The sequence below is a fragment of the Dyadobacter sp. HNCC25DJ183 genome (assembly GCF_056895175.1).
The window spans coordinates 339345-357841 of the sequence record NZ_JBXHAP010000008.1 but is presented as its reverse complement, the minus strand read 5'-3'; the positions used below and the strand labels follow the sequence as shown (position 1 = coordinate 357841).

Annotated in this window: 13 protein-coding genes; 10 read left to right on the top strand and 3 right to left on the bottom strand. The window is 41.9% G+C overall.

Features of this window, described 5'->3' with window-relative positions; all coding sequences use genetic code 11:
- Positions 1-9: 9 nt before the first annotated feature.
- From AC1XTG_RS21230 to AC1XTG_RS21205, 6 genes are all read left to right on the top strand, one after another.
- Positions 10-1239 carry a glycosyltransferase family 4 protein gene (locus AC1XTG_RS21230; protein ID WP_484843348.1) on the top strand — a complete coding sequence of 410 codons (1230 nt, stop codon included), beginning with the start codon at positions 10-12 and terminating at the stop codon, positions 1237-1239.
- A gap of 81 nt (positions 1240-1320) precedes the next feature.
- Positions 1321-2562, top strand: coding sequence for a glycosyltransferase (locus AC1XTG_RS21225; RefSeq protein ID WP_484843347.1), 1242 nt, complete (start codon positions 1321-1323; stop codon positions 2560-2562).
- A 1-nt stretch (position 2563) separates the two neighbouring features.
- Positions 2564-4114, top strand: coding sequence for an O-antigen ligase family protein (locus AC1XTG_RS21220; protein ID WP_484843346.1), 1551 nt, complete (start codon positions 2564-2566; stop codon positions 4112-4114).
- An 82-nt stretch (positions 4115-4196) separates the two neighbouring features.
- Positions 4197-5303 carry a glycosyltransferase family 4 protein gene (locus tag AC1XTG_RS21215; protein ID WP_484843345.1) on the top strand — a complete coding sequence of 369 codons (1107 nt, stop codon included), beginning with the start codon at positions 4197-4199 and terminating at the stop codon, positions 5301-5303.
- Positions 5293-6414, top strand: coding sequence for a glycosyltransferase (locus AC1XTG_RS21210; RefSeq protein ID WP_484843344.1), 1122 nt, complete (start codon positions 5293-5295; stop codon positions 6412-6414). Before AC1XTG_RS21215 ends, AC1XTG_RS21210 begins: the two co-directional genes overlap by 11 nt.
- 37 nt (positions 6415-6451) lie before the next feature.
- Positions 6452-7201 (top strand): WecB/TagA/CpsF family glycosyltransferase, encoded by a 750-nt coding sequence (locus AC1XTG_RS21205; RefSeq protein ID WP_484843343.1) that lies wholly within the window; start codon positions 6452-6454, stop codon positions 7199-7201.
- Between the two features lie 24 nt (positions 7202-7225).
- Here the strand turns inward: AC1XTG_RS21205 and AC1XTG_RS21200 are convergent, their stop codons facing one another.
- The gene (locus tag AC1XTG_RS21200; protein ID WP_484843342.1) at positions 7226-8761 is read right to left on the bottom strand and encodes a DUF1501 domain-containing protein; all 1536 of its coding nucleotides are present in this window, start codon (positions 8759-8761) and stop codon (positions 7226-7228) included.
- A 2-nt stretch (positions 8762-8763) separates the two neighbouring features.
- A complete protein-coding gene (locus AC1XTG_RS21195) occupies positions 8764-10392 on the bottom strand; it encodes a DUF1800 domain-containing protein (RefSeq protein WP_484843341.1) in 1629 nt (542 codons plus the stop codon).
- 243 nt (positions 10393-10635) lie between these two features.
- Here AC1XTG_RS21195 and AC1XTG_RS21190 point away from each other — a divergent pair, with 243 nt between their 5' ends.
- Together AC1XTG_RS21190 and AC1XTG_RS21185 are read left to right on the top strand one after the other, a co-directional pair.
- Positions 10636-11313, top strand: coding sequence for a hypothetical protein (locus AC1XTG_RS21190; RefSeq protein ID WP_484843340.1), 678 nt, complete (start codon positions 10636-10638; stop codon positions 11311-11313).
- A gap of 415 nt (positions 11314-11728) precedes the next feature.
- Positions 11729-12469 (top strand): tyrosine-protein phosphatase, encoded by a 741-nt coding sequence (locus AC1XTG_RS21185; protein WP_484843339.1) that lies wholly within the window; start codon positions 11729-11731, stop codon positions 12467-12469.
- A gap of 56 nt (positions 12470-12525) precedes the next feature.
- On the opposite strand, the gene AC1XTG_RS21180 is transcribed toward AC1XTG_RS21185, so the two are convergent.
- The gene (locus AC1XTG_RS21180) at positions 12526-14334 is read right to left on the bottom strand and encodes a hypothetical protein (protein ID WP_484843338.1); all 1809 of its coding nucleotides are present in this window, start codon (positions 14332-14334) and stop codon (positions 12526-12528) included.
- Between the two features lie 702 nt (positions 14335-15036).
- Here AC1XTG_RS21180 and AC1XTG_RS21175 point away from each other — a divergent pair.
- Positions 15037-15837 carry a polysaccharide biosynthesis/export family protein gene (locus tag AC1XTG_RS21175; RefSeq protein WP_484843337.1) on the top strand — a complete coding sequence of 267 codons (801 nt, stop codon included), beginning with the start codon at positions 15037-15039 and terminating at the stop codon, positions 15835-15837.
- A 50-nt stretch (positions 15838-15887) separates the two neighbouring features.
- Positions 15888-18260 (top strand): GumC family protein, encoded by a 2373-nt coding sequence (locus AC1XTG_RS21170; protein WP_484843336.1) that lies wholly within the window; start codon positions 15888-15890, stop codon positions 18258-18260.
- Positions 18261-18497: the final 237 nt, after the last annotated feature.

Here is an 18497-nt window from a genome sequence, read left to right as displayed (position 1 = left end):
GTATTCGCGATGAAGATCCTGACAGTAGTTTACGACTTAGACAAAGGTGGCACGCAAAGGGCGGCGCAGAACTTCTGTGAAGCATATCAGATCCTCGGGTTTGATAGTCAATTGCTGGCAACCCAAACCGGCGGATCTCGCGAAGATGAACTTCGCGCACTCAACATCCCGTATTTTATTGGCTTAACAGAAGAGTTTGTCGAGCATATCAAATCGTGGCAGCCGGATATTGTACACCTGCATTCGCATTCACTTGCGGGCGATGAAGTACTCGCATTAAAAGAATGCTGTCCATTCGCAGACTTTGTTGAAACCAATGTATTTAGTGAACCCTCCTCCTATCCAGAACATATACTGAAATTCAGCTTTCAACTTTCGGAATGGTGCAGGTATTTATATCTGCTTCGTGGAGGTTCAAAAAGCAAAAGCGTTATCGTACCGAATCCGGTAAAAACAGCGCAATTCAAACAAGCGCCGCAGCAGGAGAAGAGTGAATTCCGAAATAAATATGGTATCCCGGAAAATGCATTCCTTATTGGAAGAATAGGGCAACGACATTACGGAAAATGGTCGCATTATTTGATACATCTATTGGAGCGTCTTCTAAAAGAAGTTAATGATCAAACTTACCTGGTTCTCGTCAACGCCAAAGAAGAATTGCTCGCATATGCTTACGCCAGGAACTTGGGCCACAGAATTATTAACATTGACGCAATTACAGGTGATGCTGAATTGTCGAAATGCTATTCCGCTATCGATGTTTTTGTACATATCAGCAGTCAGGGAGAAAGCTTTGGATATGCATTAGCCGAGTCGCTTTTATGCGAAACACCGGTAGTTGCATTGAATACACCCTGGTCTGATAATTCACAGGTTGAAACCATCGGACACGGTGTCGGCGGCTTTTGTGCCAATTCCAGGGAAGAGCTTTTCCAATACACAAAAACGCTCCTCCTCGACAGCAATTTACGTCTTCGATTCGGCGCACAGGGAAGAGACAAAATCATCAGAGATTACGACTATATCGCAGTAGCTAAGAAAGGATTACAAATGCTGTCTCAAAGGCAGCCCAATACAGAAGTGAATGTAAATGATCTTCCCGCGATTCAGCAATTTCATTCATTCAAAAAGACCATTGTTAGTGGGCTGTTGTGGACAAAATATCAGCATGCCAAAACGCAGAAGATCTCGAACTACCTTCTGCGAAAAATATATAAACATGAAATCTTCTACTCTTAACATTTATCGAATCAGCAGGTAAATGCTGATTTAACTAGTTAGCTGATTTTAATTGCAATACCATTTAGAAAAAACCCTCTTATGAAAGTTCTTCACATTACATGCTTCGATAACGGCGGTGCAGGTACTGCCGCGGTCCGATTACACAAAGGTCTCCTGAGTATAGGAGTCGAAAGCAAAATGTTGGTCCTCGATAAGCGAACTGATACACCAGAGGTGTACGCTTTGCGAAAAACCAACAAATACTTCGTTCTATTTCAGCGGATTCTAAAAAATCTGGGATTCCCTGTTACTCTTGAACACTACAATGATAATCGTCAGAGAAGATTTGAAGGAGACTTCGACTATTTCTCATTTGCAAAAACGTCTTTTACGGAGCTGGTTAATCATCCACTTGTAGAAGAATGCGATGTAATCAATCTCCATTGGATAGCTAATTTCCTGGACTACAGTTCATTCTTCAAGAAAATAAACAAACCTATTATATGGACCCAGCATGATATGAATGCATTTCAGGGCGGCTTCCATTATAAAGATGATGATATTAGAAATCGAGAGGTCCTTTTTGAAGAAAATGACGAGCAATATCAATGCAAATTAAATGCACTTGAACAACTTCCGAGTGATTCGCTGACGGTTGTTTCTCCTTCCAAATGGATGATGTCAGAAGCTTCTGAATCACAAATACTTGGACGGTTTGCGCACAAGCACATTCCGAATGGAATAGATACATCATTATTCAATAACAAAAACGGTTCAGAATCTAACCTGAAAAGCAAATTTGGATTTGATTCTGAAAAAATAACCGTATTGTTTGTGTCCGAAAGCATCGGAAATCCGAGAAAAGGATTTGATCTGCTAGCAAACCTGACGGCGGATTGGATGCTCGCAGAAATCTGCGAGTTTGTAGCTGTCGGAAATATCAAAAGTGGTCAAAAATTACCCGGCGTAAAATATCTAGGTAGCATTCATTCAGAAATGCTGCTTAGTGAGATTTACAGTGCGGCGGATATTTTCCTCCTTCCAAGCCGCGAAGACAATCTGCCTAATGTAATGCTGGAAAGTCTTGCATGCGGTACTCCGGTCGTCGCATTTTCCGTAGGTGGCATGAAAGATCATATATTCAATGGCTATAATGGCTACTTGTCTGGTGAGCTGTCTGCCGCCGGCTTGCACAATGCCTTCATAAGATGCATTAACGAAATTTCGTCGTTTGATCAGGAAGCAATTTCATCAGAGGCCAGAGGGAAATTCAGTCTTGAAAGACAAGCCAAATCATACCTGACACTTTACCGGAAAATGTCACAAGTACTGGTAGATTGATATGCAAAATAAAGCCAACAATATTTCGGTACAGCCAAAGGCAGATTCGCTGATCCTCGTTATGGGAAGATTGGCGGTTATGATGGTGTTGGGGCAATTCACATTTACCAGGTACCCGGCCCCCGTCATTGCCTTATCGCTGCTGATTATTGGTGGACTGTTTTTTGAATCACTTTACAGGAATAGATATCCTCTTTTCTTGTTTCAGCTTTTCATTTGTAACCATTTCATGTTTGGTTATGAAAACGGCGGAATATATAATCTGGTCGCTTCCATTTCTCTGATTACCTATTTAACTTTTTTCAGGAATTCTCTATCTGCGCCCTCTTCATTGGGCAGACTTCCTGTTCTTTTACTTGCAATGCTTGCGGTCATTCAGATAGTAAGTCTGCTAAATAATAATACGGGTTTCGCAACGAAGGTGATTGCAGCGGTGATATTCCTAAACCTGCTGTTTCTTTTTCTTTACGCATCGAAAATTCAATTGAATTACTCAGATTTAAAGCAATTCATCCAAATAACAGGCATTTTCCTTTTTTACAATCTTGTCGTTTCGATTAATCAGAAGTATGAGTTTTTTGCATCGCCATTTGAATTCTTCCCAAGCCTCAATGCAGAAGCGGAGTTCGAAATGGGCATTCTTAGAAGCAATGGTGTTCTCAATAATTTTGAATTTTATGCAGAATATTCGATTTCATTGATCGCATTGGTACTACCATCTGTGCTAAGCGGATCATCCAAGGCTTATAGTCAGAGATTCTACTTTTTCTGCTTCGCTATCATTTTTACGGGGATTTTATCAATCATTTTTTCAGGCACGCGCTCTTCCGTATTGCTCCTGCCGGTTGTTGCACTTCTTACAGGAGTCTTCCTGAACAAGCGACTCAAAGTGAGAGTCATACTTTATGGTACCGTGCTTGCTTCTGCCTTTGCGGCTGTAAACGCAAATGCCGGGTGGATTGATTTTGACGTGTTCTCTAAAAGAAGTGAGAACGTCGACATGAAAAATCTGACGTTAGAGAAAATCCTGAGCGGCGAAGAGATCAACAGGGGCGGAATTTTCGCTTATGGCATTAAGAAAGCCGGTAGAAGTAACTTCTTTTTTGGCGAAGGGTATTTCACAAAGAGGCTCGAATATATCAAAGTACATTTTGACAAAACAGGCGATGATATCATTCCCGATTATCACAACCTGTATATGAGTGTGATTGTTACCTGGGGATATCTCGGCGGCATTATTTTTCTAGCTCTTTTTGTAATTAGTCTTTTCCGTGGATACCAACTCTATTTCAGATTGCAGCATTATAATCTATTTGCCATAGACATTCTACTAGGCTTTAATCTCCTGTTTACTTTTCTATTAATTAATCAGTTCAAGATTCAGTTTATCAGAGATGCTAATTATTTTCTATTAACACTATTATTCCTGGCAATCTATAATTCAGTAATAACACTCCTGAAAGACAGTACATTTCTAGTTGCAACAGAAGACAAGATCAGTAATGCAGTGGTGATCGATGATCTTGTAAATGAGAGTGTCTCACAGAGATAATCTAAACTTATTATCTGCGGATATTACGAGTATGATCAGAATGAAGGTCGCAGTCTGATCAATCCTGAATTAATAATACCTTATGCAAAAGAAAACAAAACTTGTTTACCTCACGAATGTTCCTGCTCCGTACCGGGAGAGAATGCACGAGATATTGGGAGAGCATTCTTCGATTTCGTACAGTGTAATATACTGCGCTAAACTGGAACCCAACCGGGATTGGAAACTTGATTATGGAAATTACGAGAAGTATTTTCTAAAAGAAAAGTCGAAGACATTCAAGCATAATAATCTGAATGTCTGGCCACTATTAAATAACCTGGACCCGGATATTGTACTGATTACAGGTTTTAATCCAACGATGCTTTACGGTGTAATCTGGGCATTATTAAGAGGACGTAAACTAATCGTTTCCCTGGACGGCACCTACCAGTCAGAAAAGGATTATTCCATTTTCCATAAGCTGGTCAGGAGATTTATATTTCCATTTACCAAAGCATTCGTCGGACCGAGTAATGGTTCGGCTGAGCTATTTAAAAGTTACGGCGTAAATGAGAATGCAATTTTTAAAAGTACACTTTGCATTGACAACAGCCGGTTCAAATCACCTGAAATTAAAAGCAGAGAATATGATATCATGTTTTCAGGTCAACTGATAGCAAGGAAAATGCCCGACTTCTTTATTGAAGTTGCCAGTGAATTAAAGAAAACGCGTCCGGCACTCAGGGTATTGCTGGTAGGCGACGGACCTCTCAGACAATCTGTTCTCGCAAGAATGGACGAGCTTAAACTTGATTATGTATTTACCGGTTTCCTGGACCAGCAATCGCTTTACTCCTGCTATCCGAAGGCAAAGCTATTTCTCTTTCCCACACTTCATGATCCCTGGGGAATTGTTGCAAATGAAGCCTGCGCCAGTGGTACACCCGTCATTACATGTAGCAATGCAGGTGCAGCTGACGATCTCGTAATTAATGGCGAGAACGGGTACATTCTTCCATTAGATGTAAAAATCTGGGCTGAGCACATTGAGAAATTATTATCCAACGAAAATCTGATCCAGCAATTTTCTGATCGCGCTGTCAGGAAAGTTCAGTCTTACAATCACTTCCAGGCAGCGCAAGGAATCCTGGACGCCGTTTCATTTACATTACCTAAAAATACAATGACCTCCACTTATGAAATCTAGTATTCTATTCGTCTTACATATACCACCTCCCGTACATGGCGCAGCAATGGCTGGTACATTCATTCATAACAGCGCATTAATTAATAACGAATTTGACACAAAGTATATCAATCTTTCCACGTCCACGCATTTAAAAGAATCGGGAAAAGGAAGTTTTAAAAAACTGGGTGCACTGCTGCGCATTCAATATCGTGTGATCAGTGCGCTACTCCGGAAAAATTATGATCTCTGCTATCTTACATTAAATGCAAGCGGACCAGGATTTTATAAGGATATGCTGATCGTTGTTATATGCAAACTATTCGGCAAAAAGATCATTTATCATTTCCATAACAAAGGTGTAGAAACATCAGAGAAAACGAGACTCAATGATACGCTGTATAAATATGCTTTTAACAATACATTCAGCATTCTGATATCAAAATTTCTCTATTCAGACATCAAGAATTATGCAAAGGAAAGCAATGTGTTTGTTTGTGCGTATGGCATTCCTGAAAGTACCGAAGTAACAAGTCCAAGTGCCATTAAGAATACAACAAATAGTCCCTGTCGGCTTTTATTCCTTTCTAATATGATGCAGGAGAAGGGCGTATATATATTGATGGAAGCCTGCAACATTTTAAAAGAACGCGGCTTGCAATTTGAATGTAATTTTGTGGGCGCCTGGTCGGATGTATCTGAAGAATCTTTTAAAAACAAAGTAAAGCAGCTTGGGATAGAAGACCGGGTTTTCGGTCACGGACCCAAATACAATGCGGACAAACTTGCTTTCTTCAATAACTCCGACGTTTTCGTTTTCCCGACATTCTATCATTACGAAACCTTCGGCCTTGTAAATCTGGAAGCCATGCAACACGGAATTCCTGTGGTTTCATGTCCGGAAGGCGGCATTCCTGACATTGTTGTTGATGGAAAAACCGGATATCTGGTTCCTCAAAAAGATGTCAAGGCGCTGGCGGACAAGCTGGAAGTCCTGATACTAAATCCTGAACTCAGAAAATCAATGGGACAGGAAGCAAAGGCAAGATTTGAACAGCATTTCAGACTGGAAACTTTTGAAACCAACATCCGGGACATTCTGAAAACTGCTATTGCAAAAAACCCGTCATAAAATACTCAACACATAACAAATCAAGCTTAAATAAATTATGGAACTTCAAGGATACAAAAGTACAAACGTTTTGAGCTACGAGGTATTTTCGGCTTCTTTGGATATCATCAGGGCAGATGTTAAGAAATTGCTGATCAATACATTCAGTCCTAATTCATACGGTATCGCCCTGCAAGACCAGGAATTTGAAGAGGCACTGAAAGGCTCCGATCTTCTCGTACTCGACGGCATCGGAATCGCTCTTGGAAGCATTTTGCTGAATGGAAAGAATATCAAAAAGATAGCCGGTCAAGACTGTTTCGATTATCTCGTTGACAAAGCCAATGAACATGGCTGGAAAGTTTTTTTACTTGGATCAACGGAATCAACGCTGAACAAGATTACCAACAGACTGGGCAAGGAATATCCCCGGATCATCACGGGAAGCTACTCCCCGCCTTATAAAGCAGAGTTTTCGGATGAAGACAATGCACGAATGGTTGAAGCTGTCAACGCCTTCCAGCCCGACATTCTTTTTATTGCTATGACTGCCCCAAAGCAGGAAAAATGGGGATATCAGCACCGCGATCTTGTGAATGCACGAATTTTGTGCGCCGTGGGCAATGTATTTGACTGGTATGCAGGAAACAGCAAAAGACCAGCGCCTATCTGGATCAAGCTGCGCCTGGAATGGCTGGTGCGAATTTTTCTCAGACCTGAAATTTTCAGGAGAAACACAAAGAATCAGCTGGCCTTTGTCAAAGACGTGCTTCTTCATATTTCTCATATAAAACGTAAAAGAGCATAGCGCAGACAGTATCGTACTCCTCCTCTATTCCCTCGTATCAACCTTATAATTTCCCTGGAAATACAGTTCTCCGCCTGCGTCTACATTGATTTTTTTTGCAGCTATATTCTGATTGATTGATATGGTATGTCCCCGGTTTATTCGAACAAGATCGTTTACATCGGGGACCCTGCCGTGAGACCAGACAGACTTTTCACCCCATGAGCCGGAATTGATTGTTTCAACTACATCAGAAAACAGCGACACATTTTTAAAGCTTTTGAAAAGCAAAGAATCCGTTTTCGAGCTTTCCGCGCCAAACCAGTTATTCAGAATATCAGAATAAACACGGCGGAAATCAATCTGCATTGCAATGTCATAATTATTATCTCCGGAGCTTGAAGGCGGCGGCACCAGATCGTTGGTGAGATCCGGATTTGTGCCGATGTTCTGCCTTTTTATGCCGGTTCCAAAAACCAGCATCGGGGCGGCAATGCCGTGGTCGGTTCCTTTGGAGGCATTCGAGGAAGCGCGCCGGCCGAAGTCTGAAAATGTCATTCCTATGACACGGTCTTCGGTGCCCTGCAACTTCAAATCCTGCTGAAAAGCGGACACAGCGCCGGAAAGTTTGCTCAACAGCGTAGCATGTGCTCCGTTCACAGGATCATTTCCGTCAACCTGCCCGGAATGCAGATCGAAGCCGCCGAGCTCTACATAATATATTTTGCTCTGCAAGCCTCCGTGGATCAGGCGAGCCACAATTTTAAGCTGCTCTGCAAGTTCGTTGCCATTTTCAGGGTAGCCCGCCATATTTCTCCCAGCTTCCGAAGCGCGTTTGATCTGGGATCCATATCCGATTGAAAGTACCTGCTGTTCCCTGACATACTTAATCAGCTGGCCCGAGTAGCAACATGGCAGATCGTCCACGGGAATGTTGGTTTGTGTGCCGACAAGCTGGTAAAATTCGTCCGGCGTAGCCATCACAACGCCCATTGACTGCCGCTGTCCCAACAAACTTGTACTTGCAATGTGCCCGATCTGTATCGCCAGCGGGTCTTTCATATTGTCATTCGGGTAGTTCTCCGGGTAACCGGGAAAACGATCATCAAGGTATCTTCCTGCCCAGCCCGTAGAAGCATACTGGTTTGCATCAGACCCTGTCATGTAAATATCGGTAGACCTGATGTGCGAGAGATTGGGATTTGGATAAGAAACCGAATGGACGATAGCGAGTTTCCCTTCATTATATAGCTGCTGCATGCCCGGCATTGCAGGGTGCAACCCCATTTGCTTGCTGTTACCCAGCGGCAGTACCTTGTTTTCAGGAATAGCGATGTTGCTGCGAAGTGCGTGGTAGCGCGAGTAGTGCTCCACCGGAATAACCATATTCAGACCGTCATTCCCCCCATTCAGATAGATAATCACCAAAATCCTGTCCGGATTCGCGGCGACTGCCTCATGAAGTGAATTTACGAGTGCTGAATTTCTGGCAAATGCTTTTACACCAAATCCATTTAACATCACCGGCAGGACCATCGAGGAAGTTGCCGCAAGAAAGTCTCTTCTGTTAATCGTCGACATTGTCAAAAAATTTGAAATTCAGCCATGCTCATCATATACTTCATTACTGCTTCCAACCGCCACAAAATCCCGCCTCTGGTTTCCTGATTCTGATTTTTCCGGTAAGCATTGAATTCAAATTCCCAAGATTTCCTGGGAGCCGAATACATCATGATTTTGTCAATAAGGAATTCTTTTTGGGATGGAAACAAATCATGAACAAAGAGATTTTTACTCAATGCGTCAAAGACCTGCTCGCAGGTAATAGGCGGAGTGCCCTCTACGTCCGAGAAGTTGGGCTGCAATGAGCTGACCCACTTCACCAGATCGATGCCGACCTTAAAATTCGGGTGAATTTCGGTGGGATAAACCATCTGATCGGTAAACATCCTGCGCATTCCGATACTTGCCGAATTGATCCAGTTAACTGAATAGCCCGTCTGGTAATAAGGTAAAGATCCAAATACCAAAGGCTGGTCCAGCAGGTTAAGCTGCATCGGGTACATGCGCCAATGTATGTATTCCACGTACTTCTTAAAGGCCACATATTCCTTCTTCATATCGGGAACTGGCTGCTTGAAAAACCGCATACAACCCACCAGCAACTCCGCGGGGGACTTGATGATCGAGCCGATGTTATCTGAATGGAAGAAAATGTCGCTTGAAAGTAACTTCCGCAGTACCGGCTCCAATGCAAAGTTGTTTTCTGCACTGGCGAAGAAATCGGCGAGCGGGACAATTACATTGTTTTCAATATCCTGCGGCACATCCGTGTTGACATACCAGCGGTAAAGTTTCCGGCAAATAAATCTGGCGCATTCGGGATGTCGCGTCAGCATATCGATCAAGTCGGTAAGTTCTTCGTCTCCTGCATTCGCGCCTGCCCTGCCTTTTATAACTGTATTATTATAATGAGATGAAAACTGTTTGTCTTCGGTATCGTGGCGATCAGGGTTAAATACGGTCCTGGCAGAAGCAGAGCCGTGGGCTGACTGATTTTCCACTTGCCAGCCGGTGAGCAGTCGGGCTGCCGCTTTCACATCTGCGTCCGTGTAGTTGGGAACATTGGCAAAATTCCGCTGACCTACTGTAAACAGCTCCTGCAACTCCCTTGCGTAATTTTCATTCGGGTGATCCTTCTCATTTTGGTTACCGTTCTGATAAATGAGCATAGCAGCATCTTTTGTCATTTCGGAAACGAGTGTCTTAAAATTACCCAGACTGTTTTTGCGCAGTAAGCTGATGTACTGGTAAGAAAGCCGGTAGTCAGTGACAACCGTTTGTGTGGTTACAAAATGGTTTTGCCAAAAGGCAGTCAACTTCTCCAACACGGAAGGTTTCCCATTCTGCTCGGCCATTAACCCGATCCACCAATATTTCACATAAAAGCTATATTCATTACTCTTGCCGGAATCGAACGGTCTATCAGTAAACGTCTGACCAGCAACAGGAGAAGCTTCATCCATGACAACCGGCGGCGGCGGAGAAAGTGTTAAAGCCGCATTGCTGATAAGGGCACTCACGGCCTCCGCGGCAGACAGCCCGGTAAAATCAGCTATCTCATCCGGCGTAGGACCAAACGTAGCGCGCCTAAGCAAATGTGCCGCATTTTTGGTCGACAGCGGCTGCGAGAAAGGGTCGAGATAGGGCATGGTAAATGGTATAGACGGAGCGGTAGTATTGCTACTCTACTGTTGATTTAAACCTAACAACTTTCTTGCAATTTATCGAATTTTAGCTACAAAGATGGACCTCTTAGAAATTTGTTCTCGCGAATTCTACAAACTAGTAAAATGTAGATACTGCAGTCAAACCATGATTTTACACCTCTAATGGCATATGCTTCGGTGATTTTAATATATTTACAGGATACTCAACGATAATGCAACCTCCGTATGAAATTTTCCGGTTTACATTTATTGGCCATTATCGTTCTGGGCTGCAACTCAAATTCAGATGAAAAGCTGTCAACTACGGAGACGATCAAAACACCCGAAGTAGTTGCACGTCAATCAGATTCAAGCAAGGATTTGGAAAAATCAAGGATTGCCTTGCCTGCGGTAAATTTCGGAATCACCTTGAAGGAATACCAGGCGGCCAATCGGTACATCATGCAGGGATTTGGAGCTAACACTTACTTCGTTAGGCCTCTTTTTAATAGTCAGTCGAAACTATTCAAAATCGAACTTTCCGGTATCAGCCGTGATGCATCTTATTCAAGCATAAAGCTAAGGGACGACCTACAAAATCTGGTAAAGTTTTTTGAAAAGGACAATGGCGCAGCAAAAACGTTGTTGGCAGCTCCGAAGCTCACAGACATGAAAAAAGGCGAAATCTTGTGGACACATTCATGGTCTAACTACTCGAAACGGATCAAAGTCGGAATCGCTCAGGGATCCAGCGGAGAAACTTATGAAGTAGTGGGTTGGATCTATGATCAGGAAATGTTGAAAGAAAAGCAACATTCAGATTCACTTCTAAAAAATCCGGAAAAAAAACTGGTAAACAAGCCAAAAAAACGATTAAAGCGTAGTGGCAATCGAAAAAAGGCGCATCGGACAAATGATAGCTAAGAATAATGCTTGTCCAGGAATTTCAGAAGCTAGCACAGCTCAGCTAATCACAAAACTCGGCAAAGACAACGCAATCGTAGGTAGACTACTGCACATTAAAGGCTGTTTGCGGAACTAACTTGGTGTACCCAGACAGTTAATGGTTTATAATTGACTATCAACCATTGACTCAGATATTAAGAGTAGCCTAAAATGATGTGATATTATGGGCGTGCTCTAGCTTTGAAATGCAGATCTACTCGGTAATCAGCAATAATAACCCATGTGCTCGGATAAGTGTTATATAAAACGCAAAAGTTGATTTAGTGCTACAAATCTGGCTTTATGCCGGATTTTAAATTAAATTTGTCCAATTACTACTCTTTTAAATCAGCAATTCGCGATCAGTCAGCCTAAAAGCTGCGAATACAATATTATGTTCAATTGGCTATTTGGCAATAAGAATAAGGAGGTTAGTTTGGATCATATTGGAATAGATATACATTCCCACCTCATTCCCGGAATCGACGATGGTGCTCCGACTATAGATGAAGCTGTCGCAATGGCCGCTAAAATGCAGTCCCTGGGTTATACGCATCTCATAACTACCCCCCATGTAATGTGGGATTGTTATCGAAATACGCCAGAAATTGTTTTAGCAAGACTTAGGGATGTTCAAGCTGCTTGCAAGGTTGCTGGTCTCACCATTGAGATTGCTGCGGCAGCGGAATATTTTATAGACGAACATTTTAACGAGATGCTGGAGTCTGGGGAGAAGTTACTGACTTTACCCGGTAATCGCGTGTTAGTTGAACTACCCTATTCAACGCCGTTGATGAATACATCCGAAAACCTCTTTGCCATTATCGAGAAAGGATATCAACCTATTTTAGCACACCCGGAACGTTATACTTACTTTTATTCTGATCCATCGATTTACAAACGACTGGTAGATCAGGGATGCGAGCTCCAAGTAAATATATTGTCTCTAACTAACTACTATGGAGAGAACATAAACAAGATGGCTGAATGGCTGCTTAAAAACAATTTGATCACTTTTCTTGGGACCGATGCACATAAGGTTCAGCATCTGGACATGATCCGAAAAGTGATTAAAAAAGACTGGCTCTCGATTTATCCTTTCCAAAATCAAAAGTTAATCAGTCTCTCCTCATAATCAATACCTTTCAAGGTGCAGTGATGGTAGGATTGAAAACCAAACACCTTAAAAAATCAGTTGCCCGTTTTCACTGGGCTAACGACATTATTCTTTTTGATTATTGGATAGTCAGCTGTCCAATCAACAATTGTTTGAGGTAATTTCAGAACAGAATTATTCATATTGATTACGCTGGATCCAATCAAAGGCCAGTCCTTAAAATCCATTTCTTCCTTTCCATCTACCCAAATTTCAGGTATCGAATTTGCCAAACCATCGCTGTCAATGGCGAGACCTGGCTTAAATTTGATTCTTAAGTTGTGTTTCCGAGTATTATTATAACTGACTTGCATTTTCGTCCAATCGACATCCACCTTGTTTTCAACCAATAGATTCTGAAATTTTTCGAAAGAGCCAAATTCCTCTTTAGTACCTACTTCGAAAATAAATCCAGTTTGTGAAAAATCACTTTTGATAACGACAAAGTCATCTAGTCCTCTTCCTTCAAGAGAATCCTGTACATAAAAGTCGCGGAGAGGACGAATGCCTATATATGTCTCGTTTTCCCTAAGGAAGACCCAACCCTTCTTGGAAGATGTTTGATCAATTGATCTGGGGTAACGAACCATTGCCCTTTTTAATAAATTATCTACATGTGTAGCTCGCCAGGACAATTTCTTCGGATTAGAAGCCTTTGTCCAAGGATCTTGATTTGGGATATCGAAGAGCACAATAGATGTATTCTCGTGGTGAGCCGTCTGTTGAAATGGAGAGATACTCCTCCACGTGTCAGGCGTTTTATTTGGATCCTGCGAGTCCGAGTACCAAAATGGGGAACTGCAGCCTAAATACTTGAAACGATCAGCACTGCTCCACGCAATACTAAATCCATAATTATCATTGTCCGCATAATCTCCTCCCGGCACCCATCTGAAATTACCAGATCCGATTGCATACATCTTTTCCTTATACGTTTTGCGGAGCATCATGTGGGCTCGTGCTTTATCACCAGCGTAAGTACCAAACGTGGAGGAAGATGATCTAATATCAAGTGACGTCGTATTTTTGAGATTGGCTACATCTTCAAAAAATTCATCGGGATGCACTTGTGATAGTGCAGCGTATATGGTGTAGGCAGTTTCTGAGCTACGACGTTGTTGAAAATCATTCAGATTGACATTATTTGTACCCAATCCCCATCCCCAATAGAGCCAGACGTAGTAATTAGTACCAGACGGATTTCCGTATTTGAAATCTGATTTAAAATCCTGCTCCACATTCATCCTGGCCACGGGCGCCGAGATGTAGCCATCTATGTTATTCAAAGCGAGTAGAGACCACTTGTAAAGCAGATAAGCCTTCGCCATATCCCTTACCTGAGGGTCTTTCGCGAATTCACACAAGATTGTCACAGGAAAATCCGATACTACTTCATAGGTAGGGGAAAGAAATTCCGCATATCCCTTTTTATAAATATTTTTAAAGGTTCTTCTGAATCGGTCTTTGATTTCAGCTTTAAGCTCTTCGCTATTCATCCCGTTTGCCCATTTAGCCTTGGGGAAGTATTGTGCGAACAGATATGCCCCACACCACTGCAGCATTGCCTGGTTCTCTGTTCCATGAGATAAAAATCCCTCTCCGTTCTTGCTTCCTGCTTTGGCAAGCCTCTCCAAATCACTCTGAATTCGTCCGAGCTGCTCCTTGGAAAATTGGCTACCGTATTTATGTAACGCGTAAGCAATTCCAGGAAAATCAAACACGCTTTGATTCCGATGTTGCAATACCAACGAGATGTACTGGAGTGCTTCCTGATCCTTTGGATTATTCCATAATCTGGCACAAGCCTTCGGCAGCCCGTACTTGCCCCGCTCCTTTAAAGGCACGTTAGAAAGGCTTCGAAGTAGCGCTTGCCTTCGCAGTTCAAAACTAGAAAAATCCTGAGACTGTCCAATGCTGGCGAAAAGTAGAAGACTACAGGTAAGAACCCAAGTAAGGCTATTAAAGCGATCCGAGCTCCAATGTAGTCGGCGACTATCAAGCACGTATGTTATCATTGACCAAAAACTCATAGTAAGCATTTTAACTTTATCAAGTAGGTATTAAACATTTCTTATAAATTGCAATATTCTCATATTTTGGCTATAATATCTATAACTTTATTGTAAATTTGAGGTAAGAGAGGAAGGTTTTGTCCCGCCATTTTTCAGAACAGATGTCTTTTGCCTTATGCCCGAAAACCAAAATGTTCCTTTCATGCGACCACAAGAGTCTAAATACTTCTAGAATATCAACAAAAATTAAAGGTTACCATAGCTAATTATTGCTCCAAGTCGTCTTCTCTTGGAAAGATTAAATTCGATACATAGCCTAAAATCATCAGTTGTCTAGTAAATATGAATATAAATTTTGTCCTATATTTGCGTCAGATTGAAAACCTGACTCGTAGACAATTTAAGGCAATTTGCATCATATACAAGTCATCAAAGAGTGCTTACTCCTTTGATGTATTAGTCAGCAAACTGCATCAAGCTACGATAAGTGCTACTATTTCTTGAAGACAAGACATTTTACTCAAACGTTTTACAATGCGCCATTTCTCCAAAGTTTCTGCCTGTCTATGTTTTGTTACTATCGTTGTCTTATTTAGTCTGGGATCTTGTGTCTCTCCCAAGTCTATTATTTATTTCCAAGGTGATAGTCTTAGATACTCTTCCAGCCAGGTATTACAAAATTATGTGCCTACGATCCAGAAGAATGATATGCTATCTATCGTGGTAGGCAGCTTGAATGCGGAAGCAAATGAGATTTTTAACAGTCCAAACAGATATTCATCGCCAACTACAAGTTATGGCAGCGGCAGTAATAATGTATCACAACCTTTCGGTTATCTAGTAGACGATGGAGGGAACATTGAACTACCTTTGGTTGGGAAGATATCAGTACAGGGCTTGCCAACAAGAATTGCCGCTGACACAATCAGAACAAGACTTGCGTTTTATCTTAAAGAGCCATCTGTTACGATCAGGAACATTAATTTCAAAGTGTCAGTCTTAGGAGAGGTCAACCGACCCGCGGTATATGTAATTCCGGACGAAAAAATAACACTACCAGAGGTTCTGAGTTTGGCTGGCGATCTCACGATTTATGGCAAAAGAGATAACATTTTAATTATTAGAGAGGAAAATTCAAAGCGGGAATACATTCGCATAGATTTAACATCCAGAGCGATCTTTGACTCACCCTACTACTATCTGCACAAGAACGACGTAGTTTACGTGGAGCCTGCCAAAGCAAAGATGAATGCGACAGATCGTACCGTCCAATTGGCTCCATTATTCGTAAGCATCGTGACTGCCATCTCCCTTGTTATTGTTCGAGTATTCTAAGCCAAGTGCTTTTAAAATAGTTGCAAAAAACTTAACGTTATAAGATACTTATGAAAAATAACAGCTCAATTGAGGAGTACTTCGAGGCTGAGGAAGAAAGGTTTGATCTGCAAGATTATATAAGGCGATATTTTCGATACTGGTATCTCTTCCCAATCTTTATCTTCTCTACCTGCATTCTTGCATTCTTCTACCTTCAGGTAACAAGCCCAATTTATCTTTCCAAGACCACCCTTCTTATAAAGGATGAAAAAAAGGGAGTCGCGGAGGATGGTACTTTTATGGAAGAAATGGCTCAATTCGGCGGAAATAAGCTGGTTGAGAATGAAATAGAGGTATTAAAGTCTCAGATGCTTATGGGGCAGGTGGTGAAAGAATTAAGCCTTGATATTGCCTTTCAGGCGAAAGACGGTCTTAAAACAGTAGATCTCTACGGTGCTAGTCCCATACTCCTACAGTCAGATCTTACCACCGAATACGCATTAAGAAATCCAATGACGATCTACTTGGTAGACAAAGATCATTTCAGGATTAACGACGAAGAAAAAGTTCATACGTTCGGACAGAAATTCCGAAATCCGTGGGGAATATTTTCAGTATTTAAAGGTGGAGATTCTCCTTACAGCGAGATCCGCGTGAACTTCAAAAATGCTACGTCGCTTACTGCCAGCATGCTCACAAGGCTAAATGTCTCAGTTCTAAATCCCAAAAGTACAGTACTGGAATTGACATTTGAGGATCCCTCAATGCAGCGTGGCAAAGATGTGCTTAACAAGCTACTCGATGTATATGTACAGTCATCACTTAACGACAAGAATAGTGAGGCCAGCAACACGTTGAAGTTTATTGAAACCCGTCTTGGCCTGATCACCGGTGAGCTCGGTGATGTCGAAAGAGATGTTGAAACTTACAAAACCTCAAGAGGTTTAACTGATATCAGTGCCGAGTCACAATTGTTCCTTGAAAACATCAAGGAAAATGATTCTAAATTAAATGAAATCACAACTCAGATAGGCATCTTAGAAAGCGTTGATAACTACATTAAGAATTCTAGTTCAGGAGCGCCTGCCCCTGCGACATATATGATCAACGATCCGGTACTGGTCTCGCTTCTCACAAAGTTTAATGAACTTGAACTCCAAAGAGAAAAGTACGCTAGAACAACAACAGCTGGTAACCCGCTTTTAGAAACAATTAACACCCAGCTTGAAAACACCCGTCTTGCAATCAGAGAAAATGTCCAGAATCTGAAAAGAGGGATGGATATAACAAGGCAGAATCTGCAATCAATAAATTCCAGATTTTCATCAGGCTTACGGAGCATTCCTCAAAAGGAGCGGGAATTTGTTGGAATAAAGCGGCAACAATCTATAAAGGAAGGGCTTTATTTGTACTTACTGCAAAAACGTGAAGAGACTGCTCTCGCTTATGCATCCACAGTTACTGATAGCCGTTTGATAGACGCTCCGAGCTCCTCCGCGATACCTATCAAGCCGAAGAGATCAACTGTTTGGCTAGGTGCGCTTGCAGCCGGCTTCCTCTTGCCGATACTCCTTATAAATTTGTTCTTCCTTTTGAATAATAAAGTTCAAAGCCGGGAAGAGATTGAAAATATTTCCAATCTGTCAGTGCTTGGAGAAATTGGTTTGATGAAAGTGGAAAAAGGTCAAGCGATCTCAGAAGGAATCATCAAGATGACAAGTAGAAGTGCGGTCGCTGAACAATTCAGAGCACTCCGTACCAACCTTCAATATCTTGGAGATGGTAGCTGTCGATCAATTATGTTTACTTCTTCCATTGGTGGCGAGGGAAAGAGTTTTATTAGTATTAACCTTGCCGCGAGTTTGGCATACTCAGATAAGAAGGTTATTCTTTTGGGAGTTGACTTGCGCAAGCCCACTTTGCATGAACGTTTAGAAGTTCCCAACAAAAAAGGTGTGTCCAACTATTTGGTTGGTCAGAAAGATCTATCTGATCTTATTCAGTCAACTGGCGTTCATCCTCTCTTTGATGTAATTACCAGCGGCCCCATACCCCCGAATCCTTCTGAGTTGCTAAGCAATGGAAGACTTCCACTTCTGATTAGTGAACTTCGTGAAATATATGATTATATCCTTATTGACTCCCCCCCATACGGATTGGTTACTGACGCTGCACTGATCGCTGAGCATGTTCATGCGACCCTTTACCTTGTCCGTTTCAACTATACTTTGAAGGACCACCTCAAGCGTGTAGGGGAGCTTGGCAAGTCCAGGAGATTCTCAAATCTCACCGTAATTTACAATGGTGTTAACTATGGAGCTGGCTACGGATATGGGTATGGTTATGGTGGATACGGATATGGCTATTATACAGAAGATAACGGCGGCGATAAAAGACGTGACTTTGGAGGCAGGCTCAGGAAGCTCGTGGGCAAGGCATAGATTATGACAAACATTTGACTACGAGATTGTTTTACAATCTCGTAAAATAGATAAAACTCAACGTAACTATATGAAAACTCCCATTTTATTCTCAATTTTTGACGGGCTCTATCAAGCCAGTTCAAGTATGTCCATAAATGATTTTCATGAAAGAGGATCATTTGACTTTACTTTTAAGCAGTAGTCAAACCATTTCTTCAACGGTTTGAATCCAACAGTTTGATCTTGCAATATATG